11 protein-coding genes and 1 riboswitch are annotated in these 14,222 nt (G+C 61.1%); of the genes, 7 read left to right on the top strand and 4 right to left on the bottom strand.

What is annotated here, in order from left to right:
• Positions 1–99: 99 nt before the first annotated feature.
• Positions 100–390, bottom strand: coding sequence for a WXG100 family type VII secretion target (locus tag BTIS_RS03640; protein ID WP_094662752.1), 291 nt, complete (start codon positions 388–390; stop codon positions 100–102).
• A gap of 90 nt (positions 391–480) precedes the next feature.
• On the opposite strand from BTIS_RS03640, the gene BTIS_RS03635 reads away from it, so the two are divergent.
• The 5 genes from BTIS_RS03635 (at position 481) to BTIS_RS03615 (ending at position 5,702) form a co-directional block, all read left to right on the top strand.
• Positions 481–1,494: a TPM domain-containing protein gene (locus tag BTIS_RS03635; RefSeq protein WP_143248858.1), complete on the top strand. Its 1,014-nt coding sequence runs from the start codon at positions 481–483 to the stop codon at positions 1,492–1,494.
• A 15-nt stretch (positions 1,495–1,509) separates the two neighbouring features.
• The gene (locus BTIS_RS03630) at positions 1,510–2,253 is read left to right on the top strand and encodes a response regulator transcription factor (protein WP_094662748.1); all 744 of its coding nucleotides are present in this window, start codon (positions 1,510–1,512) and stop codon (positions 2,251–2,253) included.
• A gap of 73 nt (positions 2,254–2,326) precedes the next feature.
• Positions 2,327–4,081: a sensor histidine kinase gene (locus tag BTIS_RS03625; RefSeq protein WP_094662746.1), complete on the top strand. Its 1,755-nt coding sequence runs from the start codon at positions 2,327–2,329 to the stop codon at positions 4,079–4,081.
• A 91-nt stretch (positions 4,082–4,172) separates the two neighbouring features.
• Positions 4,173–4,562: a cold-shock protein gene (locus BTIS_RS03620; protein ID WP_094662744.1), complete on the top strand. Its 390-nt coding sequence runs from the start codon at positions 4,173–4,175 to the stop codon at positions 4,560–4,562.
• A 33-nt stretch (positions 4,563–4,595) separates the two neighbouring features.
• Positions 4,596–5,702 carry a DUF3027 domain-containing protein gene (locus BTIS_RS03615; protein ID WP_094662742.1) on the top strand — a complete coding sequence of 369 codons (1,107 nt, stop codon included), beginning with the start codon at positions 4,596–4,598 and terminating at the stop codon, positions 5,700–5,702.
• Between the two features lie 177 nt (positions 5,703–5,879).
• Here the strand turns inward: BTIS_RS03615 and BTIS_RS03610 are convergent, their stop codons facing one another.
• Positions 5,880–6,854 (bottom strand): universal stress protein, encoded by a 975-nt coding sequence (locus tag BTIS_RS03610; RefSeq protein WP_094662740.1) that lies wholly within the window; start codon positions 6,852–6,854, stop codon positions 5,880–5,882.
• 182 nt (positions 6,855–7,036) lie between these two features.
• Between BTIS_RS03610 and BTIS_RS03605 the strand changes: the two genes are divergently transcribed.
• On the top strand, positions 7,037–9,628 hold the full coding sequence (locus tag BTIS_RS03605; protein WP_094662738.1) for an ATP-dependent Clp protease ATP-binding subunit: 2,592 nt from the start codon (positions 7,037–7,039) through the stop codon (positions 9,626–9,628).
• A 176-nt stretch (positions 9,629–9,804) separates the two neighbouring features.
• Here BTIS_RS03605 and BTIS_RS03600 read toward each other — a convergent pair whose 3' ends face one another.
• Both BTIS_RS03600 and BTIS_RS03595 read right to left on the bottom strand, forming a co-directional pair.
• On the bottom strand, positions 9,805–12,135 hold the full coding sequence (locus tag BTIS_RS03600) for an energy-coupling factor transporter ATPase (RefSeq protein WP_094662736.1): 2,331 nt from the start codon (positions 12,133–12,135) through the stop codon (positions 9,805–9,807).
• Between the two features lie 117 nt (positions 12,136–12,252).
• Positions 12,253–12,828 (bottom strand): ECF transporter S component, encoded by a 576-nt coding sequence (locus tag BTIS_RS03595; RefSeq protein ID WP_094662734.1) that lies wholly within the window; start codon positions 12,826–12,828, stop codon positions 12,253–12,255.
• Between the two features lie 6 nt (positions 12,829–12,834).
• Positions 12,835–12,988: riboswitch (FMN riboswitch) on the bottom strand.
• 110 nt (positions 12,989–13,098) lie between these two features.
• Here BTIS_RS03595 and BTIS_RS03590 point away from each other — a divergent pair.
• Positions 13,099–14,208 (top strand): glycosyltransferase family 2 protein, encoded by a 1,110-nt coding sequence (locus BTIS_RS03590; RefSeq protein ID WP_094662732.1) that lies wholly within the window; start codon positions 13,099–13,101, stop codon positions 14,206–14,208.
• Positions 14,209–14,222: the final 14 nt, after the last annotated feature.

Genomic DNA, 14,222 nt, shown 5'->3' with positions numbered 1-14,222 from the left:
GTTAGTCGCATAGCAAAGGCAAAGGCTCCGATCCGTAATGGATCGGAGCCTTTGTTGTGTTGGTTGTGTTGGGTATGAACGATCGGGGATCGTGAGGGATCAGCCGGCGAACAGGCGAGAGGCCTGGGATTCGGCGTCGGAGTAGACCATCGACGCCTGCGAGAGCGCGTTCTGGATGGATTCCAACGAAGCTTCCATCTGCTGCTGCGCCGCACGCCACTGTGAGGCAACCGAAGCGAACTGGGTGGCGGCACCGCCCTGCCAGACGCTCTGCAGCTGGTTGAGATTGGCGTACATGCCGTTCACGGCCTCGCGAATCTGCGTGACCGAGGCGGACACCGCCGCGGATGACGATTGAATCTGTTCCGAATCCACTTGATATTGGGGCATGATATGTCCTTTCGATATGGGGGTGTTTGTTGTGACACGGGTCGGATGTGATGCCGAACCGTTACAGTTGAGACTATGAAACGCACGCATGTGGAGACAGAGTTTACGAACGATGTGGTCGAATGGAGCCCCCTCGCCGACAGGCCGGCAACAGGTTCCTCGGCGTTGCGAGGCGTGATCGGAACCCTTGTCGCGCTATTCGCTACGATCGCGATGACCGGTTCGCTCATGGTCGCTCCCGCGCCGGCGGTATGGGCCGACGAGGCCACCGATCAGTCCAGCCAGCCCACGGATCAGTCGGGACAGTCGGCCGACCAGACGGGAACGGGTTCCGAAAACGAACAAAGCGCGGTGACCGTCACCGACAACATCACCGACACTGAAAATCTGCTTGGAGACAACCTTGGCAAGGTGACCGATGCCATCGAATCCACCAAGCAGGAGACCGGCGTGACGGTGAAGCTGCTGTATCTTCCCAAGTTCGCCTCCGGCAAGAATCCCGAGGAATGGGCCACCGACGTGCTCAACTCCACCAATCCGGAAGCGAACACCGTGCTGCTTGCCGTGGCATCGGAGGACGGCAATCTGGTAGTCGCCATCTCCAAGAACTCGGACAAATGGCTGCAGGACGCCGCAGGGGAGATGTCGGCAGCCGCACTGAAGCCGTTGACGGACGGCGATACGCCGGACTGGTCTGGATCGGCCATCGCGCTTACCGACCAGATCAAGGCGTCCAAGACCACGTCCACGCCGACGGCTGCCAGCCATATCGGAGTCGTCGTGTTCATCGTGGCGTTGGTCGTGTTGGTCGTCGCTGCCGCGGTGTTCTTCGTGCTGCATAAGAAAGGCCATACCAAGGCCCGTTCCCACGCGGAACGGCAGTTGGCCCGTCGTGAGCGTCGACGTTCACGTCGTGGATCGGATTCGGCCACGAAGAATGGCGCTGCCGATGGTGACAGTGACGATAACGATAACGATGATGGAACGGTCGCCGACGATGGACCCGATGACGTCGAATCGTCCAAAGCCGCTGACGATCACCCGGACGACACGCATAATCCAACTAATGACTCAGACGACATTCAGGAAACATCCAGAGGGTGAAGGCATGGTGGAAGCATGAGCAAATCCATTGAGGCATCGATTGTCGTTGTAGATGATGAACCGTCCATCCGCGACCTGCTGGTGGCGTCCCTGCATTTTTCCGGTTTTGAAGTGGCCACAGCGGCCTCCGGTTCCGAAGCCATCGAGGTGATCGAGAAAACCGACCCCGATCTGATCGTGCTCGATGTGATGCTTCCGGATATCGACGGATTCACCGTGACCCGCCGCATCCGTCAGGAGGGCATCGACGCTCCCGTACTGTTCCTCACCGCACGCGATGACACCCAGGACAAGGTCATGGGTCTCACCGTTGGCGGTGACGACTACGTCACCAAGCCGTTCAGTCTCGAAGAGGTCGTGGCCCGTATCCGCGCCATTCTGCGTCGCACCCGCGAACAGGCCGAAGACGATCCGATCATCCGCGTGGCCGATCTTGAGATCAACGAGGATTCCCACGATGTGACCCGTCACGGTCAGGTGGTGGAGCTCAGTCCCACCGAATACAAGTTGCTCCGCTATCTGATGGACAACGAGGGACGTGTGCTGTCGAAGGCGCAGATTCTCGACCACGTGTGGCAGTACGACTGGGGCGGCGACGCCGCGATCGTGGAATCCTACATCTCCTATCTGCGCAAGAAGGTGGATGGCGTGATGTACACCGACGAGGACGGCAACGAACGCAAGGTCGATCCGCTGATCCAGACCAAGCGTGGCATCGGCTATATGATCCGTTCTCCGAAGTCCGCACCGGGAGCATGATTCCGTGACCGCCTCAGGCAAGCCAGTCAAGAAGGGAGCGAAATCGAGCGCAACCCGTCGTGAGAATCCTCTCATGCGGCATCTTGACGCCGTGTCGTTGTCCACCAAACTGGTCTCGATCATTCTGGTGCTGCTGCTGGTATCCGGATGCGTGATCGCGTTCGCGGTACGTCAGCTTGTCAGCGCCTATATCATCGACAAGACCGACACCCAGCTGACGAATCAGGCCGGTCTGGTGATCAACAACATCGATCAGCTGCAGCGCACCGACAACAGCAGTACGTTGAACGGCAACATGTACTTCGTGCAGTTCCGTGACGCGGACTACAACATCGAGAGCACGCCACTGGTGCCGAAACTGCAGGGTAGCGTGGCGTCGGTGCCGAAGCTGCCGGCATCGGGCAGTCTTGACGGTATCCAGTTCGGACGGCCCTTCACCACGGACGCCCAGGTGCAAGTGGGGGACGGGTCCGTGAGCCGATCGTCATTGAAGATGGCCATGTCGCCATGGCGCGTGGTCGCGCTGCAGTACACGGTCAAGGACCCCGATAGCGGTGGGGTCATTCGTGGCGTGGCGCTGATCGGACTGTCCCTGCACGATATGCAGGACACCCTTGGCATCATCACCAAGTACTTTCTGGTGGTCGGCATCGCCACCATCGTGTTCGCCACGGTGATGGCCACCATCGCCGTGGACCGAACGTTGCTGCCACTCAAACGCATCGAGAAGACCGCGGCGAAGATCACCAATGGCGACCTGTCACAGCGTGTGCCGTCGGCACCGGAGAACACCGAGGTCGGGTCACTGTCCGCATCGCTCAACCAGATGCTTGCACGCATCGAGCAGAGCTTCCGCGAACAGCAGGAGACCACCGACAAGATGAAGCGGTTCGTATCCGACGCCAGTCATGAACTGCGTACGCCGCTCGCCGCGATCCACGGCTATGCCGAACTGTACAAGATGCAGCGTGATTATCCCGGTGCTCTTGAACGCGCGGATGAGTCGATCGATCGCATCGAGAAGTCCAGCACCCGTATGGCGGCATTGGTGGAGGATCTGCTGTCCCTGGCGCGCATGGACGAAGGGCGTGGCATCGATCTGAATCAGAAGGTCAAGCTCAATGGCATCATCGCGGATTCCGCGGAGGACCTACATGCGTTGGATCCCGAACGCGTGATCCGCCTTGGCAGCGTGACGGTAACCGGATCCGAAGCGCCGCTGGTCGCCGCGGACGGTACCGCACCGGAACCCGCCCGACTCGAATTCACGGAAGGCAAGCTTGAGCCGATCCTGACCCAGGGCGATCCGGCCCGGCTGCGTCAGGTCATTACGAACATCGTCGGCAATATCCACCGATACACACCATCGGACTCCCCAGTGGAGATGGGCGTCTCCGTGCTCACCGCATCCCTGCCGCATGTCGATCTCGGCAAGATGCCGTCCACCGATGTCTCGCTTGACCAGTTCATCCAGGCGGTGCAGGTGGCTGCCTCCACCGGATCAGGTCAGCGGTTCGCCGTCATGAGGGTGATCGACCACGGTCCGGGCATGGCCCCGCAGTCCCGACAGATGATCTTCGAACGCTTTTATACGGCCGATCCATCGCGAGCACGCGAAAAAGGCGGCACGGGATTGGGCATGGCCATCGCACAGTCCGCGGTCAAGGCGCATCACGGTCTGATCTGCGCGTCCGAAACGGATGGCGGCGGTCTGACGTTCACGGTGATCATCCCCATCGTGGAGGTGGAGCCGACCTCGTCGGATGCCCCGCATTCGGCTCCGGCCAACGAGAATCCCTCTGAGAGCGTACAGTCGACGAAGGCTTAGGATAGAATAGTAATTTGGCTTTGTGGCGTAAGCATGCCCAAAGCCGGTTTCCAAAGAGATCGACTGTCGTAATCAGTGAGGTGTATTGAGTATGCCCAGCGGAAAAGTTCGTTGGTATGACGCGAAAAAAGGCTACGGCTTCATCACCGGTGACGATGGCAAGGACGTGTTCATGCCCGCCACGGCGTTGCCTCAGGGCACCACTACGTTGCGCAAGGGTGCCAAGGTGGAGTTCTCGGTGGTCGACGGACGCAAGGGCCCTCAGGCCATGGGCGTGACCGTGGCCGCCCCCATGCCGTCCATGGTCAAGGCGAGTCGTCCCAAGCCGGACGATATGGCCGCGATCGTGGAGGATCTGATCAAGCTGCTCGACGCTGCCGGCAACGGGCTACGTCGCCATCGTTACCCGTCGCAGGCGGAATCCAAAAAACTGGCCACCCTGCTGCGTGCCGTGGCGGATAACTTCGACATTCAGGACTGATGCCTCGTGACCGATAACACGAATGAGGACGTCATGAACGACGTCGAGACGGCCGTGACCGATCCGCGTCTCATGGCGCATGCCGTGGCCTATGAAGTGGCCGATGATGATACGCAGGTCGGCGATTTCCTTGTCGTGCATGAGCTGGAGGACGGGGTTTCCGATTTCCGGTTCGCCGCTCATATCCCCGGCTATGAAGGCTGGCAGTGGTCGGTCATGTTGTACCACGATGAGGATCGTGGAGTCTGGACGGTCAGCGAATCATCACTGATCCCAGGTGAGGATTCGCTCATGCCGCCGCAGTGGATACCGTGGAAGGACCGTTTGCTGCCGTCCGATCTGGCGGTGACCGATTCTCTTGGCACGGAGCCCGATGATCCCCGTCTTGAGGAGGGATTCGATTCCGAGGCCGCCGAAGCCGAGATGGCCAAGCCGGAGGAAACGGACGGAGAGCCGGCCGGCGAATCGGACAAGCCGACGGAACCGGGCGAGAGGCGGGATGCCGAAGGACAGCCGGATTCGGATGCCTCTTCGGAGAAGGAGAACGGCGAGCAAGGCGAGTCGTCGGCCGAGTCGGAACCAACTGATGAGACCGCTGCCACGTCTGCCGGTACGGATGAACCTCTCGCCTCAAAGGTTCGTGTGGCCAACGAGTTCGAACTGTCCCGCAGAAGGGTGCTGACCCCACTCGGTCGGGCGCAGGCTGCGGAGCGCTGGTACTCCGGCCCCCATGGCCCCAAGTCGCTGTCCACCAAGACCGCCGATGGCCTGGCATGCCAGACGTGTGGATTCTTCATCCCCCTTCAGGGCGAGCTGAATCTCATGTTCGGCGTCTGCGCCAACAAGTGGAGTCCGGACGACGGTCGCGTCGTCTCCCGGGACCACGGCTGCGGTGAGCACTCCGAGATCGAGCCTCCGGAGCCGAGCAATCTGTGGATTCAGTCCAAGCCGGCCTACGATGACATGCATATCGACATCGTCGAGCAGGCTCCGCGTGAGGAACGAGGCGACATCGAAGCCATCGAGAACGCTGAAGAAGCCGAGTCCGGAACCTTTGACGACAACGGCCATTATCTGGGCGTGCGCAACGGCAACGTCATCATGTTCCTGTCCCAGATGCCCGATCGTGATGACGACTAGTCAGTGATGACGACTAGTCACTCAGACCAATCCAATTCACCGACTCATGACATATCGGCGGTGGCGTCAACAACACTCGACGCCACCGCCATTAATCACTCTCGCCGTTAATTACACTGACTGAGGACTGATCGGACTGAACGGAATGATCAGTGCACTGATCAGTGCACTTCAGTTTCAGTGCACCACGGTGACGGTGCACTCGGCCTCGTCCACCACCTGCCGGGAAACGGACCCCAGGAAGTGCGCGTCAAGGCCGGACAGCCCGCGCGAACCCACGATCACGCGATTCGCATAACGCGAGGCGCTGACCAATCCCTTGCCGGCGGCGATATGGAAGGCACTGGTCGTCATCGTCACATTCGATGGCAGCTGCACATGTTCCGTCACCGAGGCCAGAATCTCCTCGGCACGCTGCTGGCCTACCGCGATGGACGGCACCGTGGTCTCGTATCCTTCGATCGCGCCCAGATCCTTCATCTGCCAACAGAACAGCACATGCAGCGGACGGCCATCGATCGAAGCGGCATGGATCGCGAAATCCAGAGCGCGCTTCGACGTCTTGGACCCATCGATACCCACCACCACCGGACGAAGATCATGCCCGGCGAATCCTTCCGGATCAAGCGTGCGCGCGATGCTGTCCTGCACGGATATGGGGGAGTCCTTGTCCTCATCCCCGCGCACCACGGTCACCGGCACCTTCGCCTCCTCGGCAAGGGATGCGGACGATGAACCGAGGAACCAGCGTGCGACTCGATTCAGATTGCGTCGTCCGACCACGATCTGCTGGGAATCCGCGCCGATCTGCAGCAACGCCGTGGAACCGGACGCCTTCACCGAAGTGAGCTTGAGATTCTCCGGATTGAAGTCAATGCCGTTGGCTGCCTTGTCCACCCAGCCTCGCAGCGTGTGGGCGATCTCGTGGCGGACCTTCTTCCATGATTCGTCGTCGTCCGGCTCGGAGCTCGTATCCCATGAGTGGGTCCAGCCGAACACCGCATTCACATGCTGACCGGTCTTGCCTGCCTCGTTCAACGCCCAACGCAAGGCGGCGAAGGATTCGGACGAACCATCCACGCCGACCACGATGTCCTTGAGTCCTTCGTTGGCCGTCGTTCCCCCGTTGATGTGGATGCCATCGTTGGTCATGATGCACCTCCTGATTCACGTCGTCGTACTCATCAGCATAGTCGACGGAGCATTGAAGATGATGGAGCCTTGGCCGTGCCCGCCGGTCTTTTTGCGTTTACAGCGCAATATGTGAGAGCGGAGGAATGTTCGTCACTGCAAATCGGTAGAGTGATACAGAGTTTTATTAGGGAGGACAAAGCATGTTCGAACGGTTCACCGACCGTGCGCGGCGCGTCATTGTGCTTGCCCAGGAGGAGGCACGTGCGCTCCAGCATAACTACATCGGTACGGAACACCTGCTGCTTGGCCTGATTCGCGAGGGTGAGGGCGTGGCCGCCAAGGCTCTGGCTTCCAAGGGAGTCGAGCTTGACGCCACCCGCAAGCAGGTGGAGGAGATGATCGGCAAGGGCAATGCCGCTCCGAACGGACACATTCCATTCACTCCGCATGCCAAGCAGGTGCTCGAATTGAGCCTGCGCGAGGCCCTTCAGCTGGGCCACAGCTACATCGGTACCGAGCATATCCTGCTTGGCCTGATTCGCGAGGGTGAGGGCGTGGGCACCCAGGTGCTCATCAAGATGGATGTGGATCTGGGCGAGCTGCGCACCGCCACCATTGATCTGATCCGCGGCAGCCACGAAGGCTCCGACAGTGACAAGGGCGATCTGGCCAATGCCGGCGGCGTGCAGAACAAGGGCAGCCAGACCGGTTCCGCCATTCTCGATCAGTTCGGCCGCAACCTCACCGCGGAGGCGGCCGCCGGCAAGCTTGACCCGGTCATCGGCCGCTCCAAGGAGATCGAACGTGTGATGGTGGTGCTGTCCCGCCGCACCAAGAACAACCCTGTGCTGATCGGCGAGCCGGGCGTCGGCAAGACCGCCGTCGTGGAGGGCCTCGCGCAGAAGATCAATGCGGGTGATGTCCCCGAGACGCTGAAGGGCAAGCAGGTCTATTCGCTGGACCTGGGCTCCATGGTGGCCGGATCCCGCTATCGTGGTGACTTCGAGGAGCGCCTTAAGAAGGTGCTCAAGGAGATCAAGACCCGCGGCGACATCGTGCTGTTCATCGATGAGATCCACACGATCGTCGGTGCCGGTTCCGCCGACGGTGCGCTGGGCGCATCCGACATGCTCAAGCCGATGCTGGCTCGTGGCGAGCTCCAGACCATTGGCGCCACCACCACCGAGGAGTACCGCAAGTACATTGAGAAGGATGCGGCCCTCGAACGTCGTTTCCAGCCGATCCAGGTGCCCGAGCCGACGATCGCGGAGACCATCGAGATCCTCAAGGGTCTGCGCGAACGGTACGAGAACCACCATCACGTGACCATCACCGATGGTGCGTTGCAGTCCGCCGCCGAGCTGTCCGCCCGGTACATTCAGGACCGCAATCTGCCGGACAAGGCCATCGATCTGATCGACGAGGCCGGTGCCCGTCTGCGTATCAAGCGTCTGACCGCGCCGCCGGAGCTCAAGGAGATCGACGCCAAGATCGCCAAGGTGAGCGTGGAGAAGGACCAGGCCATCAAGGACCAGGACTTCGAGAAGGCCGCCGAGCTGCGCGACCGTCAGGAGAAGCTCGAGGGCGAACGCAAGGAGAAGGAGAAGTCCTGGCGCGAGGGCGAGTCCGACGTGTCCATGACCGTGGATGAGGACGTCATCGCCCAGGTGATCTCCGCCACCACCGGCATCCCCGTGTTCAAGCTCACGCAGGCCGAATCCAAGAAGCTGCTCAGCATGGAGAAGGAGCTGCACAAGCGCATCATTGGACAGGACGATGCGGTTACCGCGCTGTCCCGCTCGATCCGTCGTGCCCGTGTGGGCCTCAAGGATCCGAAGCGTCCTTCCGGCTCGTTCATCTTCGCCGGCCCCACCGGCGTGGGCAAGACCGAGCTGGCCAAGGCGCTGGCCGAGTTCCTGTTCGACGACGAGGATGCGCTGATCCGCGTGGATATGTCGGAGTTCTCCGAGAAGTACGCCGCATCGCGTCTGTTCGGCGCGCCTCCGGGATACGTCGGCTACGAGGAGGGCGGCGAACTCACCGAGAAGGTGCGTCGCAAGCCGTTCTCCGTGGTGCTGTTCGACGAGATCGAGAAGGCCCATCCGGACATCTTCAACACGTTGCTGCAGGTGCTGGACGACGGCCACCTGACCGACGGCCAGGGTCGCAAGGTGGACTTCAAGAACACCATCATCATCCTGACCACCAACCTCGGTACGCGTGACATCGCCAAGGCCGCGAACACCGGCTTCAACGTGGGCGGCAACACGGAGACGAGCTACCAGCGCATGAAGGATCAGGTCAGTTCGGAGCTCAAGCAGCAGTTCCGTCCCGAGTTCCTCAACCGTCTGGACGACATCATCGTGTTCCGTCAGCTCACCGAGCCGCAGGTGCGCCAGATCGTGGATCTCGACGTCAGGCGTCTCAACGACCGCCTGTTCGAGCGTCACATGTCGATCGAACTGACCGATAAGGCCAAGGACCTGCTCGCAGAGAAGGGCTTCGATCCGCTGCTGGGCGCTCGTCCGCTGCGCCGCGTGATCCAGCGCGACATCGAGGATGCCATCTCCGAGAAGATCCTGCTCGGTGAACTCGGCGATAACGAGGCCGTGTTCGTGGACGCGCAGGGTGAGGGAATCCTCGGCGAGTTCACGTTCACTGGCAAGCCGATTCTGGATGCCGAACCGGCGAAGGAGACGAAGGACGAGTCCGAGTCCTCCACCGCCGAAGCCGAACCGGTGGGCGTCTCCGACGGCGATACCGGCGAGAACGGTACGGAAGAGGCCAAGTGAACGGCTGATCGACAGCGATCACGATGATTGCATAATCACGGTGATCGCATGATCGCACTGATTGGCAGCGTACTGATTGACAAGGGGTGCGGTTCAGACCTGATCTGAACCGCACCCCTTGTCGTGTTGTCATGGTTGTTGCGTATGCGTCACATGTCATGCACGTCCATGCCGGATTATGCGATCAACGCCAATGCGACGAGACCGGCGAGATAGACGATGACGGCACAGGCAAAGGCGATATCGCGACCTGATACGCGCATCAGCCGGTAATGCGTGCGGTGCGATCCGCCCTCGTAGGAACGGGCGTCGAGCGCCAGGCCAAGATTGTCGGCATGCCGTAGCGCCCCGGCGAACACCGGCACGATGATCGCGGTCAGTGCGCGAATGCGATGCGCCGGCGAGCCTGATTCCACGCTGCCTCCGCGCGCTGACTGGGCGTCGATCACATCCTGCATCTCTTTGGTCAACGTGGGAATGAACCGCAACGCGAGACTCATCGTCAGTGCGATCTCACTGGTATGCATGCCGAATCGCGATAGTGGCGACAGCAGTGATTCAAATGCGTCGGTCAACCGTACGGGCGTGGTCGTACCCAGCAGTATCGCACCGAGAATCACCACCAGCGCCAGACGTCCGGCATACACGAGCGCCGTCCACAAACCGTCATCGGTGATGGGAATCGGTCCGATATGGGCAAGCGGTGTGCCGGTGCGGACGAAGAACACATTGAGTGCGCTCATGATCACGAACAGGGCGAGCAGCACCCGTACGGAATGCAGCACCGACAAGGGCCCCAGTCGTGAAGCGGCCAGAATCGCCGCCACGACGATCGCGGCCAACGCGAGTTGCATCGGCGTACCGATTGCGAATGCGGTGAACATCATGATCAGGAACAGCACCATCTTCATGCGGGGGTCAAGCAGGGCGATGAACGATGGACGTGTCACGACGGGCGTGGCGGCTATGGATGTGGTCGCGTTCGCGGACCTAGTGCGGTCCGGATCGTTCGGCGTCACATCGGAATCAGGGCCCACGGCCATCGAATCCCGGCCGTCGAGCATGATCACGCGGTCGGCGAGCTGCGCTTCGTCGGCGTCATGCGTCACGATGATCACGGTCACGCCCTGCGCCTTGAGATCAGCGATCAGCCTGTGAATGCGCAGTGCCGACGTCGCATCCAAACTGCTCGTCGGCTCGTCCATGATCAGGATCTGCGGTCGGCACGCCAGAACGCCGGCGATCGACACCATGCGCTGCTGTCCTCCGGACAAGGCGAACGGGGATCGGTCGGCAAGATGGGACAATCCCAGCGAATCCAGCGTCTGCGATACGCGGTCGGTGAGTTCGTCCCCGTGAATGCCGAGATTGCGCGGACCATACGCCACGTCCTGCGCCACCGTTTCGGCGAACAGCTGCCGTTCGGGATGCTGCATCACATATCCGATCCGTTCCCGCAGTGCATGACGGTCGCGGCGGCGCAACGGCACGGCACGCCGACCATTGTCCCGTGCCACTGGGATGTCGCCGATGGTGATGTCACCGCGATCCGGCGTCTCCAACGCGCACAGAAGCCGGGTGAGTGTGGATTTGCCACAGCCGTTACGACCCATGATCGCCACGGTTTCACCGGCGTCGATACTGAGACTCATGTTTTGGAAGATGGGGAAATGCTGGTCATAGGCGAAGGAGACATGGGCGAGCGTGACGATCGGGGTGCCATCGCCCGACTGCTTCGGAGAGGCGGCGGACGTCGTGAATACGGACGAGGAGCGCGAATCGTCGTTCGTGACGGCATCGGTCGTCTCCGTCGCGGGGGTCACGTCGTCGATGATGCGGCCATGTTCCATGCGGATGATGCGATCGGCAGACGACGCCTCGTCCTCGCGGTGGGTGATGTGCACGATCGTGACGCCCTGATCGTGCAATTGCGCGAGCACGTGCATGACATCCTTGCGTGCCGTCTCATCGAGCATGGCCGTGGGTTCGTCGAGCACCAGCATTCGTGGCTTCATGGCAAGCATGCCGGCGATGGCCACACGCTGCTGTTGTCCGCCCGACATGCGAGTGGGATTCCTGGCCTCGCTGCCGTCCATGCCGACCTGTTGCAGGGCGTCGGTGATGCGCTGTCTGATCCGTTCGCGGGCGACACCGAGGTTCTCCGGGCCGAAGGCGACATCGTCCTCGGTGACGGTGGTGACGATCTGATCCTCCGGATTCTGGAACACCGCTCCGATATCATGTCGGGCTGCGCGATAGGCGTCGGCGTTGGGCGCATCATCGTGAAACACTGAGTGTCCAAGAAGTTTCACGATGCCAGAATCCGGTGCCGAGAGGCCGGCGATGATCCGTCCCAGCGTGGATTTTCCGGATCCATTGGCACCGACGATCGCCACGCGTTCACCCGAGGCGATGCTGAGATTCACGTCATCCAGTGCCCACGTCGTTCCGCCGTCGTAGCTGAATCGCACGTTCTGTAGCACGGCAATGGGGATGGGAGTGGTCACGGGAACGCCTTTCGCGGGGATGGTCGACAAGGGTGAATGCAAAGAACGGTGTGCACGTCGATCGGTTCACGACGTGCACACCGTAGTGTGAAATACCGCAATGGCTGAACGATGGGATCAGCGAACCCTGTTCAGCAGATCGGAGATCGGCTTGTAGATCAGGAAGGTCACAACGCCGTGGATGGCGAACTTGAGCAGGTTGAACGGCAGCAGAATCGGCACGATCATGGCGGCCACCTGAGCCACCGTCATATGCGCGTAGATCGGCGTGATCAGCAGATTGCCCACGATCGCGATGGCCAAAGCGATCACGGCGCCGGCGAGAATGCCCACGGTCGCGCCCTTGCGGGTCCTCCAGCGCTTGTAGATCACCGAGGCGGGCACGCTCAGCGCCAATGCCACGGCGATCGCCATGATCGAACCCCATGGATCACCGAACATATGCGGCACGAAACCGAGCACGCTGACAACCACGGCAGCCGACGGGCCGAACGCAAAGCCGGCGATCAGGCAGACGATGCCGGACGGATCGTACTTGAGATACGGTGCGGCCGGGAAGATCGGCAGTTCGATGAAGCTGGTGACCATGGCCAACGCCACGAACAACGCGTAGACGGCAATGTGTTTGGTGGACCAGCGACCGGAATCGGCCACGCCTGTGGAATGGGTATCGGTATGCGAAGATACGCTCATCTGAGCACCTCGTTTCTCTCATCCGGACTGTCACCGTTGGCTCCGGAATCGCACCGGATCGGCCGCCTTCCGCGGCTCGCGGGCTTCGGCTATGACCGTTGTGAAAACCGATCGTGCCGTTACCGCCAGTGGGGAATCTCGCCCCGCCCTGAAACTTCGTTCACGACTGTAGCATAGGAGCCGTCATGGAACAGGCCTCGCGGCGGGTTTTCGATATCGGACGAATCTGGAACGTGATATCAGACCGTTTTTTCGCGTGGCAGTGTCACAATGGACGGTATGACTGCGCAGAAGATCGAGAACACATCAGCCAAGACAACAGCTGCGAACGGCAGGAAGAACGGCAAGGAGAGGAAAGTGACGGACAGGCTCGCCATCGTCGTGGTGACCTACAAGCGTCAGGAGCTCCTCAAGACGCTGTTCGCCTCGTTCCTCGCATCGACCATCGCGCCGTGGCGCATCGTGATCGTCGACAACGAGCACTCCGACAAGACTCGCGCCATGGTTGAGGAATTCTCCGACAAGGTCACCGCGCAGTGGGGCAAGACGATCGCCGACACCGACGGCAACCTCAACCGCGTGGTGTATGCGCCGCAGGCCGACAACCTCGGCGGATCCGGCGGATTCTCCGCCGGCGTGAAGAAGGCATACGAACTCGGCGCCGAATGGTTCTGGGTGATGGACGACGACGTGGCCATCGAACCCGACGGCATGGCCAAGCTCGCCAAGTGGATGCCGACCCATGACGTGATCCAGGGCAGCCGATACGACTACGACGGCGGCCCGTTCTACTGGCAGTACCATTTCATAGTGCCGCTGGGCATCCCCAACCCGATCGCACCGGCCGCATTCGGCCCCGCCGGCTACCGTGTGATGAACACCATGTGCTTCGAAGGCGGCCTGTTCCGTCGCAACATCGTGGAGCAGATCGGTTTCCCCGACCCCCGGTTCTTCATCTACTGGGATGACACGATCTACGGGTATCTCGCCAGCAAGGTCACCAATCCGATCATCGTCCCCGACCGCGTGATGCGCCGCACCCGCGAGATCGGCAACTGGGATATCGGCGGCCTGCGCCAGCTCAACTCCACCTCCGACATGAACCGTTACCACATTCTGCGCAACCGCGGCTATATGGCCCGGTACTTCATGGCGCACGGCGACTACCGTGGTTTCCTGTTCGGCGTGGGTACCATCGCCACCATCGCCAAGGAGATCATCCGTCTGGTGGCCGTGGACCGCGGTCATATCGGCAACGGTCTGAAGCAGATCTTCCGCGGCTGGTGGGACTCCCACAAGCTGCTCCACGACCCCGACTGGCAGCCGATGCCGCCGCTGAAGACTTCTGCGCCGGCGTCGTCGACCACGCCGAAGCGGTGAACGAGCTGGTCCGA

The sequence above is a fragment of the Bifidobacterium tissieri genome (genome assembly GCF_002259645.1).
GTDB lineage: Bacteria > Actinomycetota > Actinomycetes > Actinomycetales > Bifidobacteriaceae > Galliscardovia > Galliscardovia tissieri.
Note: the sequence above shows the minus strand (reverse complement) of the source record. Positions and strands in the feature narration are given on the sequence as shown.

Excerpts from the sequence above, each read along its gene's own strand:
- BTIS_RS03640 (WP_094662752.1), bottom strand. The coding sequence starts at position 390 with ATGCCCCAATATCAAGTGGATTCGGAACAGATTCAATCGTCATCCGCG.
- BTIS_RS03630 (WP_094662748.1), top strand. The coding sequence starts at position 1,510 with ATGAGCAAATCCATTGAGGCATCGATTGTCGTTGTAGATGATGAACCG.
- BTIS_RS03625 (WP_094662746.1), top strand. The coding sequence starts at position 2,327 with ATGCGGCATCTTGACGCCGTGTCGTTGTCCACCAAACTGGTCTCGATC.
- BTIS_RS03620 (WP_094662744.1), top strand. The coding sequence starts at position 4,173 with ATGCCCAGCGGAAAAGTTCGTTGGTATGACGCGAAAAAAGGCTACGGC.
- BTIS_RS03615 (WP_094662742.1), top strand. The coding sequence starts at position 4,596 with ATGAACGACGTCGAGACGGCCGTGACCGATCCGCGTCTCATGGCGCAT.
- BTIS_RS03610 (WP_094662740.1), bottom strand. The coding sequence starts at position 6,854 with ATGACCAACGATGGCATCCACATCAACGGGGGAACGACGGCCAACGAA.
- BTIS_RS03605 (WP_094662738.1), top strand. The coding sequence starts at position 7,037 with ATGTTCGAACGGTTCACCGACCGTGCGCGGCGCGTCATTGTGCTTGCC.
- BTIS_RS03595 (WP_094662734.1), bottom strand. The coding sequence starts at position 12,828 with ATGAGCGTATCTTCGCATACCGATACCCATTCCACAGGCGTGGCCGAT.
- BTIS_RS03590 (WP_094662732.1), top strand. The coding sequence starts at position 13,099 with ATGGACGGTATGACTGCGCAGAAGATCGAGAACACATCAGCCAAGACA.